Here is a 15,508-nt window from a genome sequence, read left to right as displayed (position 1 = left end):
CTTCCAGGACTTACACCTAAACGACTACAACATTTTACGCAATTTAATGATTTCCATGGCAATCTGTGCAGCAGTGACATAATCACTCCGTCTAACTGCATCTTTTTCTTCAACTTGTTTTTCTTTTATCTTTAACAACTTTTCATATTTCAACACTTGATTTATACAATCGGTCAGTTCTTTATCGGTAACTTCCTCATTCACTGACATCATTTCTATTTCCGAAACGATCCTTCTCAAGTTTGGATCCGGTAAATAAGTAAGGAAAAAGCTTGTATCCGGTTCGTGTCCATCTTCATAGAACGCATATAAATAGGTGATGATTGCCTGATGTTCGTCTACATGAAAGACCGTTTGCCCAAGCAGCTGCTGAATTTTAAAAGTCATATCCCTGCTTTTTAGCATATGGGCAATTAACTTCATTTCAGCATTATGATGAGCAGGCTTTAACTTATGCTCATATTGCAGGGCCATTTTCTTTTGGGCTGCAGGCTGCGGCAGTGTCCCCTTCTTGCGTTCCGTAAAGAACACCTGGCGCTGCTGCTGTTCCAGCGCATCCAATGATAGGGAAAATTCAGAGGATAACTGCCGGAGATAATGATCCCTCTCCACTGCATTGGGCAATCGCGAAATTTCTTTAAGGACTTCTTCGATATATTGAATTCGATCTCCTTCATTATTTACATTTTTCCCTCGACGCAAATAATGCATTTTGAATGCCATGTAGGTTAAGCTGGCCCCTATTACTTCAGAAACAAAGCTTTTTTCACCGAATTCCTTTATGTAGTCATCGGGGTCCAAGTTATCAGGCATGAGAGCGACTTTCACGGAAAAGTCATGGTCCTGCAGCATATCAACTGCACGATTGGCTGCGTTCAATCCCGCAGAGTCCGAATCGTAGCAAATGAGTATCTGGTCAGTATTTCTTTTTAAAAGCTGGATATGCTGATCCGTCAGGGCAGTCCCCATTGTAGCGACCGAATTTTCTACACCTGCACGAACAGCTGAAATACAATCGGCAAAGCCCTCAAAAATGACTACTTGTTCTTTCTTTCGTATGTGAGGTCTTGCATGATGGAAATTATATAAAGTTTTACTTTTATTAAAGATTGGCGTTTCAGGACTATTCAAATATTTGGGCTCATCGTCCCCCATCGCTCTCCCTGAAAACGCAATCGTATTTCCTTGATGATCCATAATTGGAAACATGACTCTATTTCTGAAACGGTCAAAATATGACTCGTCTTTTTCCCTGTAAATAATAAGCCCTGCCTGCTCCATGTATTCTGCTGGAAACCCACGTTTTAAAAGAAACTTGGATACGAAGTCCCATGAATCTAAAGAGTAGCCAATTTGGAACTTTTCTATCGTCTCTTCAGTGAACCCCCGTTTAAGTAAATATTCGAGAGCGTCCTGGCCCTCCTTCGTGTTAACGAGAAGATGGTTATAAAACTTTCGCAGCAGGTCATGGGCTTCAACCATTTGCTGCGAGCCTGCAGGCATGTTAGAACGCTTGGAATCCTTATTAATTTCAACATCCAAAGGAACATTTCCTTTTTCAGCTAAAACTTTTGCAGATTCCACAAAGTTGTAGCCTTCTATATCCATTAAGAAGGTAAAAATATTTCCGCCTGCCCCACAACCAAAACAGTGAAAGATTTGCTTTTCCGTTGAAACGGAAAACGAGGGTGAGTTTTCACCATGAAAAGGACAAAGGCCAAAATAATTGCGCCCTTGCTTCTTCAGCTGAACATACTCTCCAATTAAATCAACAATGTCAACAGCTTCGCGAATTTGATTAATTTTTTCATCTTCTATACGGCCATTTATCATTTTTCCACCTTGCAATACTGGTGATAGTTTCTAATTCGATACTGCTTCCTAATTTCCTGCAAAGTTCGACAAAGTTTTCAAAAGTTTATTTGTAAAACATGTTCGATCTTCCTTTGTGAATGCTTTCGGCCCTTTCGTATGTTTACCCTGCCTGCGGAGTTTCGCCGACTGATAACGCATATCCAAGAGCATGAAAATATTCTCTTCTGTGTATTCTTTTCCCCTAGGCGAAAGGACGTAAACGCTTTTAGGAAGCAGGGTCCCAGCCAAACCAATATCTGCGGTAACGACAATATCACCCTTTTTTACTGAGTTTACTATATAAAGATCAGCCGCTTCTTTGTCTGCATCGACATATACCCATTTACCTTCAGGGTTATTCATCATATTTTTATATGATGCAACAAAACAGACTTCAACATCGTGCAATCCTGCACAATGAAGGATCTCGTCTTTCACCGGGCATGCATCGGCATCGACGTGTATGGTCGGTTTATTATTCATACTTTCTAATTCTACATCTTTCTGCATAATCCTTTTTCTCCCCTAAACTTTATGAAGATATAGTGAATTTTTAGCATTGGTTCAGAGAGTTCCCTCTAAAATAGCCAATATTTATTCTTCAAGGAATACCAGCTTTCTTAAGTGAGAGCGCCACTTTTCTCTTGAATAAGGCCCACCCATTTTGAATTATACGGAACATGTCGAATTATTTTTATGATAAAAACCTTGACATCTCATTAACCTTTAGTTTATTCCTTATTAATTAAGTCTAAACCTTAAGATTACTTTTTTCTCACAATTTTTTATTATAGTCTATTTGATTAGAAGATGCCAACATTTAAATTCCGATTTTATTTTCATGCAAATCAATGGATTTACATTTGAAAAAAAGAGGAATTAAATGTAATTATTTTCAATTTATTCTTGATATTCCCTTTACTGACCTTGGCATTAAAATGTGAGCTGACACTTAAAGTGTCCAGCTCACATTTTGGTTTGCCTTGATTGTAAGGGTTAACGATTTTTATTTTGAAGGATATTGATGATCAAATTGGCTGTTTCTTCAACAGCTTTATTGGTTACATCAATAATTGGACAGTTCAGCCTTGATATGATTTTATCAAAGTATGTCAATTCTTCTTTTATTCGCTCCACGTTTGCGTAAATAGCATGATCATTGAGCCCGAGTGACTTTAATCGTTCTTTCCGAATATGGTTCAGCTTTTCCGGACTGATCTTTAAACCAATGCATTTTTCAGGCGGCACCAGGAACAGCTCTTCTGGCGGTTCCACCTCAGGCACTAAAGGTACATTCGCCACTTTATAGCGTTTGTGGGCTAAATACTGTGATAACGGTGTTTTTGAAGTGCGTGAAACACCTACAAGGACGATATCTGCACGTAAAATGCCTCGGGGATCACGCCCATCATCATATTTTACTGCAAATTCAATGGCTTCCACACGCTTGAAATAATCATCATCCAGCTTTCTTACAAGACCAGGTTCATTAAGAGGCCCTTTTGGTGCCCTTTCCTGAAGGATGTCCATAAGCGGCCCTAAAATGTCATAAGCAGACAGGTTTTCCTTTTCGACCTGTGCTTTCATATACGCTCTAATAGCCGGCTTCACAAGGGTATAAGCAATAATCGCCCCATCTAATTTAGCTAGTGAAATCACTTCATCCACGTTTTGTTCATCTTCAATGTACGGAATTCGCTTTATGGAAAAAGCAGATCCCGAGAACTGGCTTGCAGCTGCTTTTGTAACCAATTCCGCTGTTTCGCCTACTGAATCCGATACAACATATATAATAGAACCGTTCATATTCTCCGTCATTCCTTTTGCAAGCCCCCTAATAGCCTTCATCAGCCAAAGCTACGAATGCTTTCGTAATATTGGTTTTTGTAATTCTTCCAATTACTTCATAGCCTTTTTCTGTGTCTTTGACGACCGGTAATGAGTCGATTTGCTTATCAATCAATTTTTTGGCAACATCAATCAAAAGATCTTCTTTTGAACACATTGTAATATTGGGCATCCTAGTCATGATGATATTGACTGGAATGGAGTTAAGCTCTTGTTTCCCAATACTCGCACGCAACAAGTCTTTCCTGGATAAGACACCAACAAGCAATGCATGCTTATCGACAACGAACATTGTCCCGACATCTTCTAAAAACATCATGACGATTGCATCATATACGGAAATGCCCTCGTCAACAACGACCGGGATCGATTGGTAGTCTCGTACATAAAGATGGTTAAGGCTGTCGGTCAAAAGCTGTGTTCCTGACCTGCCTGTATAGAAATACCCCACTCGCGGCCTGGCATCAAGAAAACCTGCCATCGTCAAAATGGCTAGATCTGGACGAAGAGTCGCCCTCGTAAGGTTCAATCTATCGGCAATATGCTCTCCAGTAATCGGTCCGTTTTCTTTTACAATTTGTAAAATATGTTCCTGACGCTTATTCAATTGGATTATAATCACCACCCCACTGCTTTCGCAGAGTAAAGTAACAAAAGTCATTCATTAAATAATTATATACTAAATTATTTAATAAGGGCATGTTTGTCCTAATTATTGACCATTTATCTTTTTATGGAAATCGGAAACCCTTGTTTAAAGTATTTCCGATTTCCATACACCCTTTCAGTTATGTAAGGATGATTTTATTCATGGCGGCAAAACTTGCAACCAAATCACTGATTTCCTTCATAAGAGATAAACGGTTACTACGTATTGCTTCATCGTCTGCCATGACCATTGTATTCTCAAAATATGACTCTATTTCCGATTGGAGCGAAACAAGCTGTTCAAACCGCTCATTCTCATCTTTAGATTCAGTATAGCGCATTGCTACATTTTGATATTTTTCGTATAGCGCTTTTTCTTGATCATTTTCAAAGACACTTGGGTCGACTGTCACTTTATTGTCACATTTCACGGCAATGTTCATGACGCGACTTAAAGCTTCCAGGCTTTCTTTAAATCCTGCTTCGTCTTTTTTCGCATCCAAGACGTGTGCACGTTCCACGATGGAGTGGATATAACCGATCTCATTGAACAGAACTGCGTCAATCAAATCGTAACGGATTTGCTGTTCTTGTAGCAGGTGTTTTACACGGGCTTTAAAGAATGTGAACATATCCGCTTTAACTTCCTCAAGATCACGTTTTAAGATACCTTTTGATTCTAGACCTTTAAGGCCTAAAACAATAAGCTCCTCTAAAGAGATATTCCATTTCTTCTCGGCTAGAATTTGGACGACACCGCTCGCCTGCCTTCTTAGTGCGTATGGATCCTGGGAACCTGTCGGAATGACGCCAATAGCGAAGAATGAAGACAAAGTATCAATTTTTTCAGCTATACTAACAACCGCTCCAATGACAGATGGCGGAACATTGTCATCCGCATGCCTTGGCATATAGTGTTCATTGATGGCTGCGGCCACTTCCTTGGCTTCTCCTTTTAGGAGCGCATATTTTTCACCCATATACCCTTGCAATTCAGGGAATTCATAAACCATATGGCTAACCAAATCGAACTTGGCAATTTCCGCTGCACGAAGGGCCATTTCTTTTTCCGCCTTTAAATTCAAGGCATCGGCAAGAACACCGGTCACTGCAGTTACTCGGGCAGTTTTCTCGGCCAATGTACCAATTTCTTCATGATAAACGATGCTGTCCAGTTTTTTCAAAGCAGCCGAAATCTCTTTTTTCTGATCTTCTTTATAGAAGAATGCTGCATCTGATAGGCGTGCACGCAATACTTTTTCATTCCCTTTAGAAACCTTATCCAAATGGCGATCATCACCATTACGCACGGTTACAAAGAAAGCAAGTAGCTTGCCGTCTTGATCTTTGACCGGGAAATAACGTTGGTGCTCCTTCATTGAAGTGATCAGTACCTCTGCAGGAAGCTCAAGGAATTCTTCTTCGAAGTGTCCAAATAACACCGTTGGATACTCCACCAAATTATTGACTTCTTCAAGCAGGTCTTCATCGACTGGGATGATCCAGCCCTTTTCCTGCTCAAGCCCTTTAATCTGATCTAGAATAACTTGTCGGCGTTTATCTGGATCCGCCATTACAAATTGTTCTTTTAACGTTTCTTCGTACTGTGCCGGCAGCTCGATGATTGCACTATCGCCCAAGAAACGATGTCCCTTTGTTTCACGGGCCGTCTCGACATCAGCGATGCTAAATGGCACTACTTCATTACCGAATAAGGCAATTAGCCACTTAATCGGACGGACAAAACGAAGATCTTGGTTGGCCCAACGCATATTTTTCGGGAACGTCATGCCTGTAATAATTTCCTGTAGCTCAGATAAAAGCTGGGCTGTCGGTTGTCCTTTTATGAATTTATTCACATGGGCATATTCTACACCCTTGAGTTCTTTAAAATAAATATCCTCTGAAGTCATGCCTTGGCCCCTGACAAATCCCAATGCAGCTTTAGACCAATTGCCTTCGCTGTCCAAAGCTATTTTCTTAGCCGGTCCTTTTGCTTCTTCTTCGATATCCTTTTGTGATTCTTCCACGTCTTTCACCAATATGGCCAAACGTCTTGGTGTGGAAAACGCTTCAACCTCTCCGAATTCAATCGCTTTTTCCGTTAGCCATTTCTGCACTTTATCTGACAGCTGATTCATGGAAGCTGTCACAAAACGGGCTGGCAGCTCTTCCAATCCAATTTCCAATAACAAATCACGCTTGCTCATTTGTATTCTCCCCTTTCACTTTCAGAATCGGGAAGCCTAATTTTTCCCGCTCTTCATAGAAGGTTTTAGCGACCTTACGCGCTAGGTTACGGCAGCGGGCAATATATCCCGTTCTTTCCGTTACCGAGATGGCGCCTTTGGCATCCAAAAGATTAAATGTATGTGAACATTTCAAAACATAATCATAGGCAGGATGCACAAGCCCTTCTTCCATTTGGCGATGCGCTTCCTTTTCATACATCGTGAAAAGTTGAAACAGCATATCTAGGTCGGATGTTTCAAACGTATATTTTGAATGTTCGTATTCCGGCTGTCCAAATATATCCCGAACCGTGAATCCTTCTGTCCATTCCAGGTCAAATACGTTTTCCTTATCTTGAATGTAAGAGGCAAGACGTTCGATCCCGTATGTAATCTCCACGGAAACCGGCTTACATTCAAGGCCCCCCACTTGTTGGAAATAGGTAAATTGCGTGATTTCCATTCCATCAAGCCATACTTCCCAACCGAGACCAGCACACCCTAGTGATGGGTTTTCCCAATTGTCCTCTACAAAACGAATATCATGCTCTAGCGGATTAATCCCTAAAGCGCGCAATGAATCCAAATATAACTCTTGGATATTGTCAGGCGACGGCTTCATGATCACTTGGAACTGATGATGCTGATACAGTCGATTAGGGTTCTCGCCATAACGACCATCAGCCGGACGGCGGGATGGCTCCACGTAAGCAACACTCCAAGGCTCAGGTCCAATGGCTCTCAGGAACGTGTATGGGCTCATCGTTCCTGCCCCTTTCTCTACATCATAAGCATTCATTAATATGCAGCCTTGTTCAGACCAATGCTTTTGTAACGTTAAAATCATATTTTGAATATTCATCGTACACCTCCAGGTTATTTAAACGGCTCTTTAAAAATTAAGGATTGGAACCCTTTCACAGGCAAACAAAAAACTCCCGTCCCTATGCGAAATGCATAGGGACGAGAGTATACCCGCGGTTCCACCCTAATTGCCGTTTATAAAACGGCCTCTTTTAAAGCAACATGCTCCGGAAACGCCCTTCCCTGTAAATCCATATCCCGGCTTCCACCGTCCCGGGTTCGCTTTTTATGGAGAATGACAGATACTCTTTTCCATCAACGCAATCTTCTTATTTTAATGATTAGAATTTTATACAAACTAGCATGGAATGTCAATAGGTCAGAACTTAAAACATATCTTTCATCGTATCAATCTGTTTTAGGAACTTTTTTGATTTCAAATGGAGACCGGAATATTCCTCATAATATGCATCTATGATTTTCTGGAGTTCCTTTTTCGTTTCAGGCTTGACGGAAATGTTTCCTAGCCTTGATAAATCGAAATAATAAAATATCCTAAGCAATTTGACGGCTGCAGGTGAAATTTTAAAATGATAGGGATCCTTCCCGAGACAGCGATGACAAATAAAACCCGCTTCCCGAAGCGAGAAGGCGAATTCCCCTTCCGTTTCACCACAAACAGCACATTGATTCAGCACTGGGTTAATCCCGTTGACGGGCAGCATCTTCATTTCAAAAATGAATTTCAAAACCTCTGCGTCATATTCTTCGTTTATGTAATGCAAGGTTTGCAAAAGCAATTCATACAAATATGGATTCGGTTTTTTATCATCGACGCTTTTATCAAGCAACTCAACAATATAAGAAGCATAAGCAGTCGCAAAAAGATCCTCCCGTATGAAGCGGAGTGAATCGACCATTTCACCTTGCTGAAGACTTCCGAGTCCGGTTGATGTGGTTACAAGGAAATACCCGGAGCAAAAAAGCTGGGTGACGGCAGCAAGCCTGCTGTTAGGTTTACTGGCTCCTCTAGCCATAACGCCAATTTTTCCTAGCTCTCGGGTATATATAGTAATGATTTTGTTATTTTCTCCATATGCAGTTCGCCTTATGACAATGCCCTCACATTTTTGGAGCATACCAAGACACCACCCATGTTCGCCAAGACTAACCTATGAAACAGGAAAATCAATTTCTGCTAGCTCATCTTTCAATACCAAGGGTCTTTCCTGTCTTTCGACTTCTATCTCCTTAAACAGCAAATAGGTGTCCACATTACCTGTTTCACTAAATAATTCCCAGGTAAAATCCAACATATAAAGCCCACCTTTCATTTTTAACTAGCAATATGAATATCCGACCATATGATTAGCTTGACCGTTTTCCAAACTTTCATAACGCGTAAATTTTGTTAATTAATACTCGCTCTCATTGAAACCATAATCGCGAAGCTGGCTGGCTTTGTTACGCCAATCCTTCTGTACCTTTACCCAAAGTTCCAAGAAAACTTTCGAGCCCAATAAGTTTTCGATGTCCACCCTGGCACGGCTACCGACTTCTTTAAGCATTTTCCCTTGCTTACCGATGACGATGCCTTTTTGTGAATCACGCTCGACAACAATCGTCGCCATGACATTAATGGTATCGCTGTTATCCATTTTTTTAATTGAATCGATGACAACAGCCACTGAATGCGGAATTTCTTCACGCGTCAGGTGCAATACCTTCTCGCGGACCAATTCGGAAATGATAAAACGTTCCGGATGGTCGGTCACTTGGTCAGCTGGATAAAACTGGGGACCTTCTGGCAGATGTTCCTTGATTTGTTCAAGCAATGTATCGACGTTATTTCCTTCAAGTGCAGAAATCGGAACGACTGCCGCAAAAGGGTAAAGCTGCTGGTATTTTTCAATGATTGGAAGTAAATCATCTGGATGCATCGCATCTATTTTGTTTACAACCAGGAAAACAGGAGTTTTTACGGTTTGAAGTTTTTCGATGATAAACTCGTCACCGCGCCCGTATCCTTCAGTCGCATTGATCATGAAGAGAATCAAATCGACCTCTTTCAATGTATTCGTTGCCACTTTCATCATGAAATCCCCAAGCTTATGCTTTGGTTTATGAATGCCGGGTGTATCAATGAAAATCATTTGTGAATCGTTTTGCGTAAGTACACCCTGAACCTTATTTCTTGTAGTTTGGGGTTTATCACTCATAATCGCGATTTTTTGACCGATGACCCGATTCAGAAATGTACTCTTTCCAACATTAGGTCGACCAATAATCGAAATGAAACCTGATTTATAACCTTTTACTTGTGTATCATCAAATAATTTATCCATTTAAATCCTCCGGTGAAAAAGCTCCTGGAAGCAATTCCTGTACTGTTAGTTCTTTTATATCCCCATTTAAGTTGGTCAAAACTACCGGCATATCCTGGTCACACAGTTCTGAAATAACCTGCCTGCACGCCCCGCATGGAGAAACGGGACCATCGGTATCTGCCACGACTGCAAGTTTAGTGAATTTTTTATCGTTATGGGCATAAGCGCTGAATAAAGCGGTCCTTTCAGCACAATTACACATGCTGTACGCAGCATTTTCTATATTACAACCATGATAGACCTTTCCATCAGCGGTCAAAAGGGCTGCCCCCACTTTAAATTTGGAATAAGGCACATAAGCTTTTTCCCTAGCTTTTTTAGCTTCTTCAATCAATTCATTCGTATTCAATTCACATCTTCCTTTCAAATTGAGTACCATTTGGCAACCTACAGGCCAAACTTAGGCAAAAAGATAATCAATCCAACTATTATGGAGAATATAGCATATACGAATACAGCGCCGGCTGCAATATCTTTTGCCTGCTTGGCAAGGGGATGGATTTGATCCGTCACCAGGTCAACTACCCTTTCAATCGCTGAATTAACGAGCTCTAACGTAATCGTACCGGCTATGGCCGCCAAAATGAAAAGCCATTCCATCCCATTCAATGAGAAATACCAGCCAAAGAAAACGACGATTGCCGTTAACACGAAATGAATCTTAATGTTGCGTTCCGTTCGAACAGCCTCCAAAATTCCCTGACAGGCAAAAGAGAAACTTTTTAATAATGGATACCTTTTTTTACCCTTCTCTTGAAAGTCCATATTCTTCCAAGATCTCCTTTTGTTTTGTGAACATCTCTTTTTCATCTTCTTCATTCATGTGGTCAAATCCTAATAAATGAAGAAAGCCATGCAGTGCTAAAAATCCAAGTTCACGGTCGAAAGAATGACCATATTCTTCAGCCTGCTCTTTCGTGCGTTCAATGGAAATGATGATATCGCCTAACATGCGGGGCATTTCCGCACCGACAATTTCCACTTCATCTTCCCCCATTTCTTCAAGTGCAAAAGAAATGACATCGGTTGCTGAATCTTTATGACGATATTCTTTATTGATTTCCCGAATTCTCTCATTGTCCACAAATGTAACTGACAGCTCGGTATCTTTTTCAATGTTTTCTTTTTTTGCCGCAAATTGCAGAATGCTTTCAACAAGTCGCTGAGCTTCTTCCGTTACTTCGTTCGTTTCATCCATTAAATCGATAGCTAAAATCATTCTTTCACCTTCTGTCCTAATTTATCCGGCTCCGGATATTCAATCCTGGAGTGGAAGATACCATTAAGCGATTCACATAAGGAATGCTTCACGATACTCAATTCTCTCATAGTAATGTCACATTCATCAAATTGACCATCTTGAATCCTGTCCTGAATGATGAAACTTACCAGTTCTTCAATCTTCTCTGGGGTTGGGTGCTGCATCGATCTGACTGCAGCTTCCACACTATCGGCAATGCCTATGACGGCTACTTCCTTCATTATCGCCCTCGGCCCTGGATATCGGTAAGCCGATTCCAGTGTGGCATCGTCCTGTTTTTTTGCCTTATGGTAGAAAAATTTCAATAAAGTTGTCCCATGATGCTGCTCTGCAATATCCACTATCTCTTTCGGGAATTTGTGACTGCGCAGCATCTCCCCGCCATCAACGGCATGGGCGATGATGATATCCCTGCTCGTTTCCGGCTGTAGCCGATCATGCGGGTTCTCCACGTTCATCTGATTTTCGATGAAGAAGTGCGGCCGCTTCGTTTTACCGATATCATGATAATAACTGCCGACCCTTGCCAGCAATCCATTAGACCCGATGGCTTCACAAGCCGATTCCGCCAAATTGGCGACCATTACACTGTGATGATAAGTCCCCGGAGCCTCAATCAAGATCTTCCGCAGTAACGGATGATTGGGATTCGAAAGCTCAATAAGCTTAATAGATGATAAGATCCCGAAACCAGCCTCGAAAAACGGTAAAAGGCCCATGGTCAAAACAGCTGAACCAACTCCAGAACCTATGGCAGCAGAAGCATAATATAAATACTCCATTCTAGTATAATGGCCGTCCATAATAAAGATTAGTGAAAATACGAATGCCATATTGATTAAAGACAATAGTAGCCCTGCAACCAGAACCTTTGATTTGAAATTGGGCCTCGATAAAATGATGATTGCCGCCAATCCCCCGAAAATGATATAAAGCCCCATCGAGAAATCCAGATTACCAGGCGTATCACCATTAAATATAATCGTACCATATGAACCTAACAATATGATCATGGCTACCGCTAACTTATCGTTCAATAGTATCTTGATGAGCATCGCCGCCATGGCACCCGGGAAAATGTATTCCAAATTCGAGTTTTTCAGGTCTGCCAGAATGCTGACCGTTTTCATGGTAGCCATTGAAAGGATAAAGACAAGACTGAAGATTAATAACTGATTGTACTTGTTATCCTTTTTGGAAATGGAAAAGTAGAAAAAGTAATAAAAAGCGGTAAAAGTCAGAAATATGAATAGCAGCAGGCCGATATACGGGTAAATGGTAGACTCCGTATTTAAAAATCCTGCCAGTTCAAGCTGCCTATATACATCCCTGTCCACTAATTGGTTTTCTTCTACGATGATCTGTCCCTGGAGAATCCTGATTGGCTCCACGCTTTCGACCGCTTTCCGTCGCTGTTCCTCGGTTTTATCCTTATCGAAAAACACATTCTGAATGATTGCCGTGCGCGCTAGGGAATTGGAAGCTTTTTTCATATCGCTATTAATGCTCATATAGCCCAATTCTTCTACAACCTTTTTCTTGGCATTTTCGACGTCACTGGCAGCGATGCGGGAGCTCATCACATTATTCACGGCAGTAATGGTTGAATCCTTCGCTATTTTCAACTCATCTTTATCCGCCTGGACTAAAGCAAGGAAAACGGATTCCTCAATATTTTTATTGACTTCATCGGTCAATTTTTCTTTTAATATGGAAACTTTTTGAGCATCCGTCTTTACGGTCCCTTTTTTATTTTCTTTACCATCATCATCATGCTCTTTATCGGGGTCCGTTTCTTTATTCACCTCAATCGCTGAATCGAAGATGGATGAAATCAGATCGACTTTATTTTTGGCATATTCTTTTTTTAATGAATATACATCCGCCACCTGTTTTGAAATCTCTTCTTTTTCCTGTTCGGTTTTATAGGTATCTTCCACGGTCTTGGTTGAACGGATTGTTTGTTCCGAGGGCTTAAATAGCTCTACTTCGACCTTTTCCGGCTTGACGTTGGAGAACATTAACCCATAAGCAAACAAACCAAGTATGATAAACAATAACACTTGAAAAAAGCGATGGACCAACAGCTCTTTTATTTTAGTGAAAAATTTCTGGATACGATTCAAGGAAGGTCCTCCTAAAAAAATGATGTTTATTATTCTAGATATGTAAAATCATAACAGTTTTCATGTAAATTTTCACCTTCGTATTGATAAATGTAAACCTTCTTTGGTTCCATATCCACTTTTTAGACAAAAAGATAGTCATTCAGTCACATCACGAAAAATCCGCCGATTAAAAATGGCGGATTTTTTCTTATGACTTTGCCTGCTCGTAAGCAGTAATGATTTTGGCGACAAGCGGATGTCTTACTACATCACTTTGCTCAAAATAAACAAAGGAAAGGCCTTTAACATTCTTCAAGATCTCTTCTACCCGGACAAGACCTGACTTCACGCCTTTTGGAAGGTCAATCTGTGTCCGATCTCCCGTAATGACCATTTTCGATCCGAACCCTAGCCGGGTCAGGAACATCTTCATTTGGGCTTCCGTCGTATTTTGGGCTTCATCCAAAATGACAAAGGCATCTTCAAGCGTACGGCCCCTCATATAAGCCAGAGGAGCTATTTCGATCGTTCCGCGCTCTATCATCCGTTGGGTCTGTTCCATCCCAAGAAGGTCATGGAGAGCGTCATACAGCGGCCGTAGGTAAGGATCTACCTTTTCTTTGAGATCACCAGGCAGAAAACCCAGGCTTTCACCTGCTTCGACGGCAGGACGTGTCAGGATGATCCGTTTAACCTGTCCATTTTTCAATGCATTAATCGCCATCACTACAGCAAGATAGGTCTTCCCGGTTCCGGCAGGCCCAATTCCAAATACCAGGTCATGTTTCTTTATTGCCTGGATATAGTATCTCTGCCCGATAGTTTTGACTTTAATGGATTTCCCCTTAGCCGTTTTGGCGATTTCCTCATCATATAATTCACCGAAATACTCCAAGGTGCCTTTTCTTGCCAACTCAATTGCATAAAGCACATCTCTAGAACTGATTGCAATTCCTTTTCTGATCACTGTCAATAGCGCCTTAAGTATTTCCTCTCCCATCGTTACCCGCTCGATATCCCCGGCAACACTCACCGCTTCCCCCCGGGTAATGACGGAAATGCCTAGCTCCTCTTCAAGCACTTTCACATTTGAATCTCCATTGCCCAATAAAGCGATCGCTTCATTAGGTGACTCTATTTCTAGCTTAATTACTTTCACATCATCTGCCATTCGTTAGTCTCCTTGAATGATTGGCTGTCCAATCGCTATATCTTCAATAACTTGGTAATGTATAGATAATTTAACTTTACCATTCTCTATGCTTTCGTGCAAAATTTTTTCTTCGACGATTTCATCGTCCTCGTCTAAATGCTTTTCCAATTCCGCTTTAGCCATTTTCCTGCCTTCCTTCACCGCTTCTTCCTCTGTATAATTTCGAACAATGTCTTCCTTGCTCCTTAAGGTCACCTGTTTATAGGAAATGGGCAGTTCCCATTGAAGAAAGTGAAACGGCCTCACTGTCGTTTCTTTTACCTGTTTTTCATAACCCGGATCCTTGAATCCCCAAATAGGCAGTGAAAATTCCCCCATTTTCAAAAAGTGCCTACTCGTTTCATTTCCGTTAAAAACAGCAAACTTGGTTTTTAACGGTACATCCACTTTCGCTTTATACCACGTTTTCCCTTTTATTACTCCCTTTGCGGATACAATTTCCTGTTTATCCTCTTTTCCAATCAGTCCTGAAACAAGAAGCTGTCCTTTTCCTACATAATCATTCACATTTACTATAGATTGTCCCTTTTCAACGAACATATCAATGATGATCGCTTTTTTGGAAGCTACCAAATTCTGTGGAGATGTTTTCTCGACTTCTTTAGGCTGCCGTTTTTCAACAACCCTGAAATGGTATGTCGTTCCCTTTAGCTCTACCCCTACCCATGTCAATGCACCAATCCGGTCCGAAAGCTTACGCTGAATCGTATCCACATCATCAACAAAGAATTGCATTTTACCGATCTTCACGCCCATCTTGTCCAATTCTTTCCGGATGGCATGCTCGGTTGCCGGCTTGGCATCTTGTACCTCGATGCCCCATACCATATTGGAAAGTACAAATATGCAAAGCAGGAAAGCGATCAGACCCACTAAAAATCCGCTGTTTTTCATTATCCTCTTCATTAGGAAAGGGACACCCTTTCCCTGCATGAATTTTACTTTACAATCGCTCTTACGCATGACTTGACGGAGTTTAGGGATATCCCTAACATCCATATGGAAAATCAGGGCTTCGCTGCCGACGCGCTTCACATCCCAGATATGCAGCCCTCTTCTCGTGAGCATGTTAATCAGCCGTTCTGCGCCTTTTCCATATGCCTTCACTTTTACATAGCCTGTATAATAGTTTGTCCATTGGTTTTTCATGGAGA

The 15,508-nt window shown here is 41.2% G+C and carries 15 protein-coding genes and 1 other annotated feature; all 15 genes read right to left on the bottom strand.

The annotated features are described in order from the left end of the window. Positions 1–24: 24 nt before the first annotated feature. Positions 25–1,830 (bottom strand): DNA primase, encoded by a 1,806-nt coding sequence (dnaG, locus tag ACQKKK_RS02495; protein ID WP_427614053.1) that lies wholly within the window; start codon positions 1,828–1,830, stop codon positions 25–27. 51 nt (positions 1,831–1,881) lie between these two features. Beyond that, the gene (locus ACQKKK_RS02490) at positions 1,882–2,364 is read right to left on the bottom strand and encodes a YaiI/YqxD family protein (protein WP_427613813.1); all 483 of its coding nucleotides are present in this window, start codon (positions 2,362–2,364) and stop codon (positions 1,882–1,884) included. Between the two features lie 486 nt (positions 2,365–2,850). Next, positions 2,851–3,672, bottom strand: a complete 822-nt coding sequence (locus ACQKKK_RS02485) for a pyruvate, water dikinase regulatory protein (protein ID WP_230160715.1) — start codon at positions 3,670–3,672, stop codon at positions 2,851–2,853. A gap of 16 nt (positions 3,673–3,688) precedes the next feature. Then, complete coding sequence (locus ACQKKK_RS02480) at positions 3,689–4,363, bottom strand: helix-turn-helix transcriptional regulator (RefSeq protein WP_427613812.1); 675 nt, start codon at positions 4,361–4,363, stop codon at positions 3,689–3,691. Between the two features lie 127 nt (positions 4,364–4,490). After that, positions 4,491–6,560, bottom strand: coding sequence for a glycine--tRNA ligase subunit beta (gene glyS / locus ACQKKK_RS02475; RefSeq protein ID WP_427613810.1), 2,070 nt, complete (start codon positions 6,558–6,560; stop codon positions 4,491–4,493). Next, on the bottom strand, positions 6,547–7,443 hold the full coding sequence (gene glyQ, locus ACQKKK_RS02470; protein WP_061140675.1) for a glycine--tRNA ligase subunit alpha: 897 nt from the start codon (positions 7,441–7,443) through the stop codon (positions 6,547–6,549). Before glyQ ends, glyS begins: the two co-directional genes overlap by 14 nt. A gap of 94 nt (positions 7,444–7,537) precedes the next feature. Further along, positions 7,538–7,713, bottom strand: a binding site (T-box leader). Between the two features lie 58 nt (positions 7,714–7,771). After that, positions 7,772–8,524: a DNA repair protein RecO gene (recO, locus tag ACQKKK_RS02465; protein WP_427613809.1), complete on the bottom strand. Its 753-nt coding sequence runs from the start codon at positions 8,522–8,524 to the stop codon at positions 7,772–7,774. A gap of 33 nt (positions 8,525–8,557) precedes the next feature. Next, positions 8,558–8,701, bottom strand: coding sequence for a YqzL family protein (locus tag ACQKKK_RS02460; RefSeq protein ID WP_081108859.1), 144 nt, complete (start codon positions 8,699–8,701; stop codon positions 8,558–8,560). A gap of 99 nt (positions 8,702–8,800) precedes the next feature. Continuing rightward, positions 8,801–9,730, bottom strand: a complete 930-nt coding sequence (gene era, locus ACQKKK_RS02455; protein ID WP_061464097.1) for a GTPase Era — start codon at positions 9,728–9,730, stop codon at positions 8,801–8,803. Then, positions 9,723–10,121 carry a cytidine deaminase gene (locus ACQKKK_RS02450; RefSeq protein WP_427613807.1) on the bottom strand — a complete coding sequence of 133 codons (399 nt, stop codon included), beginning with the start codon at positions 10,119–10,121 and terminating at the stop codon, positions 9,723–9,725. Before ACQKKK_RS02450 ends, era begins: the two co-directional genes overlap by 8 nt. 38 nt (positions 10,122–10,159) lie before the next feature. Continuing rightward, on the bottom strand, positions 10,160–10,537 hold the full coding sequence (locus ACQKKK_RS02445; protein WP_427613805.1) for a diacylglycerol kinase family protein: 378 nt from the start codon (positions 10,535–10,537) through the stop codon (positions 10,160–10,162). Continuing rightward, entirely contained in the window at positions 10,515–10,991 is a 477-nt protein-coding gene (gene ybeY, locus ACQKKK_RS02440) for an rRNA maturation RNase YbeY (RefSeq protein WP_427613804.1), read from the bottom strand. Before ybeY ends, ACQKKK_RS02445 begins: the two co-directional genes overlap by 23 nt. After that, complete coding sequence (locus ACQKKK_RS02435; protein WP_427613802.1) at positions 10,988–13,159, bottom strand: HD family phosphohydrolase; 2,172 nt, start codon at positions 13,157–13,159, stop codon at positions 10,988–10,990. The genes ybeY and ACQKKK_RS02435 overlap by 4 nt, the downstream gene beginning before the upstream one ends. A gap of 190 nt (positions 13,160–13,349) precedes the next feature. Beyond that, complete coding sequence (locus ACQKKK_RS02430; RefSeq protein ID WP_427613800.1) at positions 13,350–14,312, bottom strand: PhoH family protein; 963 nt, start codon at positions 14,310–14,312, stop codon at positions 13,350–13,352. 3 nt (positions 14,313–14,315) lie between these two features. Further along, complete coding sequence (gene yqfD / locus ACQKKK_RS02425; protein WP_427613799.1) at positions 14,316–15,503, bottom strand: sporulation protein YqfD; 1,188 nt, start codon at positions 15,501–15,503, stop codon at positions 14,316–14,318. Between the last annotated feature and the right edge of the window lie 5 nt (positions 15,504–15,508).

Origin of the sequence: Peribacillus sp. NPDC006672, assembly GCF_050274955.1 — a bacterium.
In the GTDB taxonomy this organism is placed as follows: Bacteria; Bacillota; Bacilli; order Bacillales; family DSM-1321; genus Peribacillus.
This window is presented reverse-complemented; position numbering and strand designations above follow the sequence as displayed.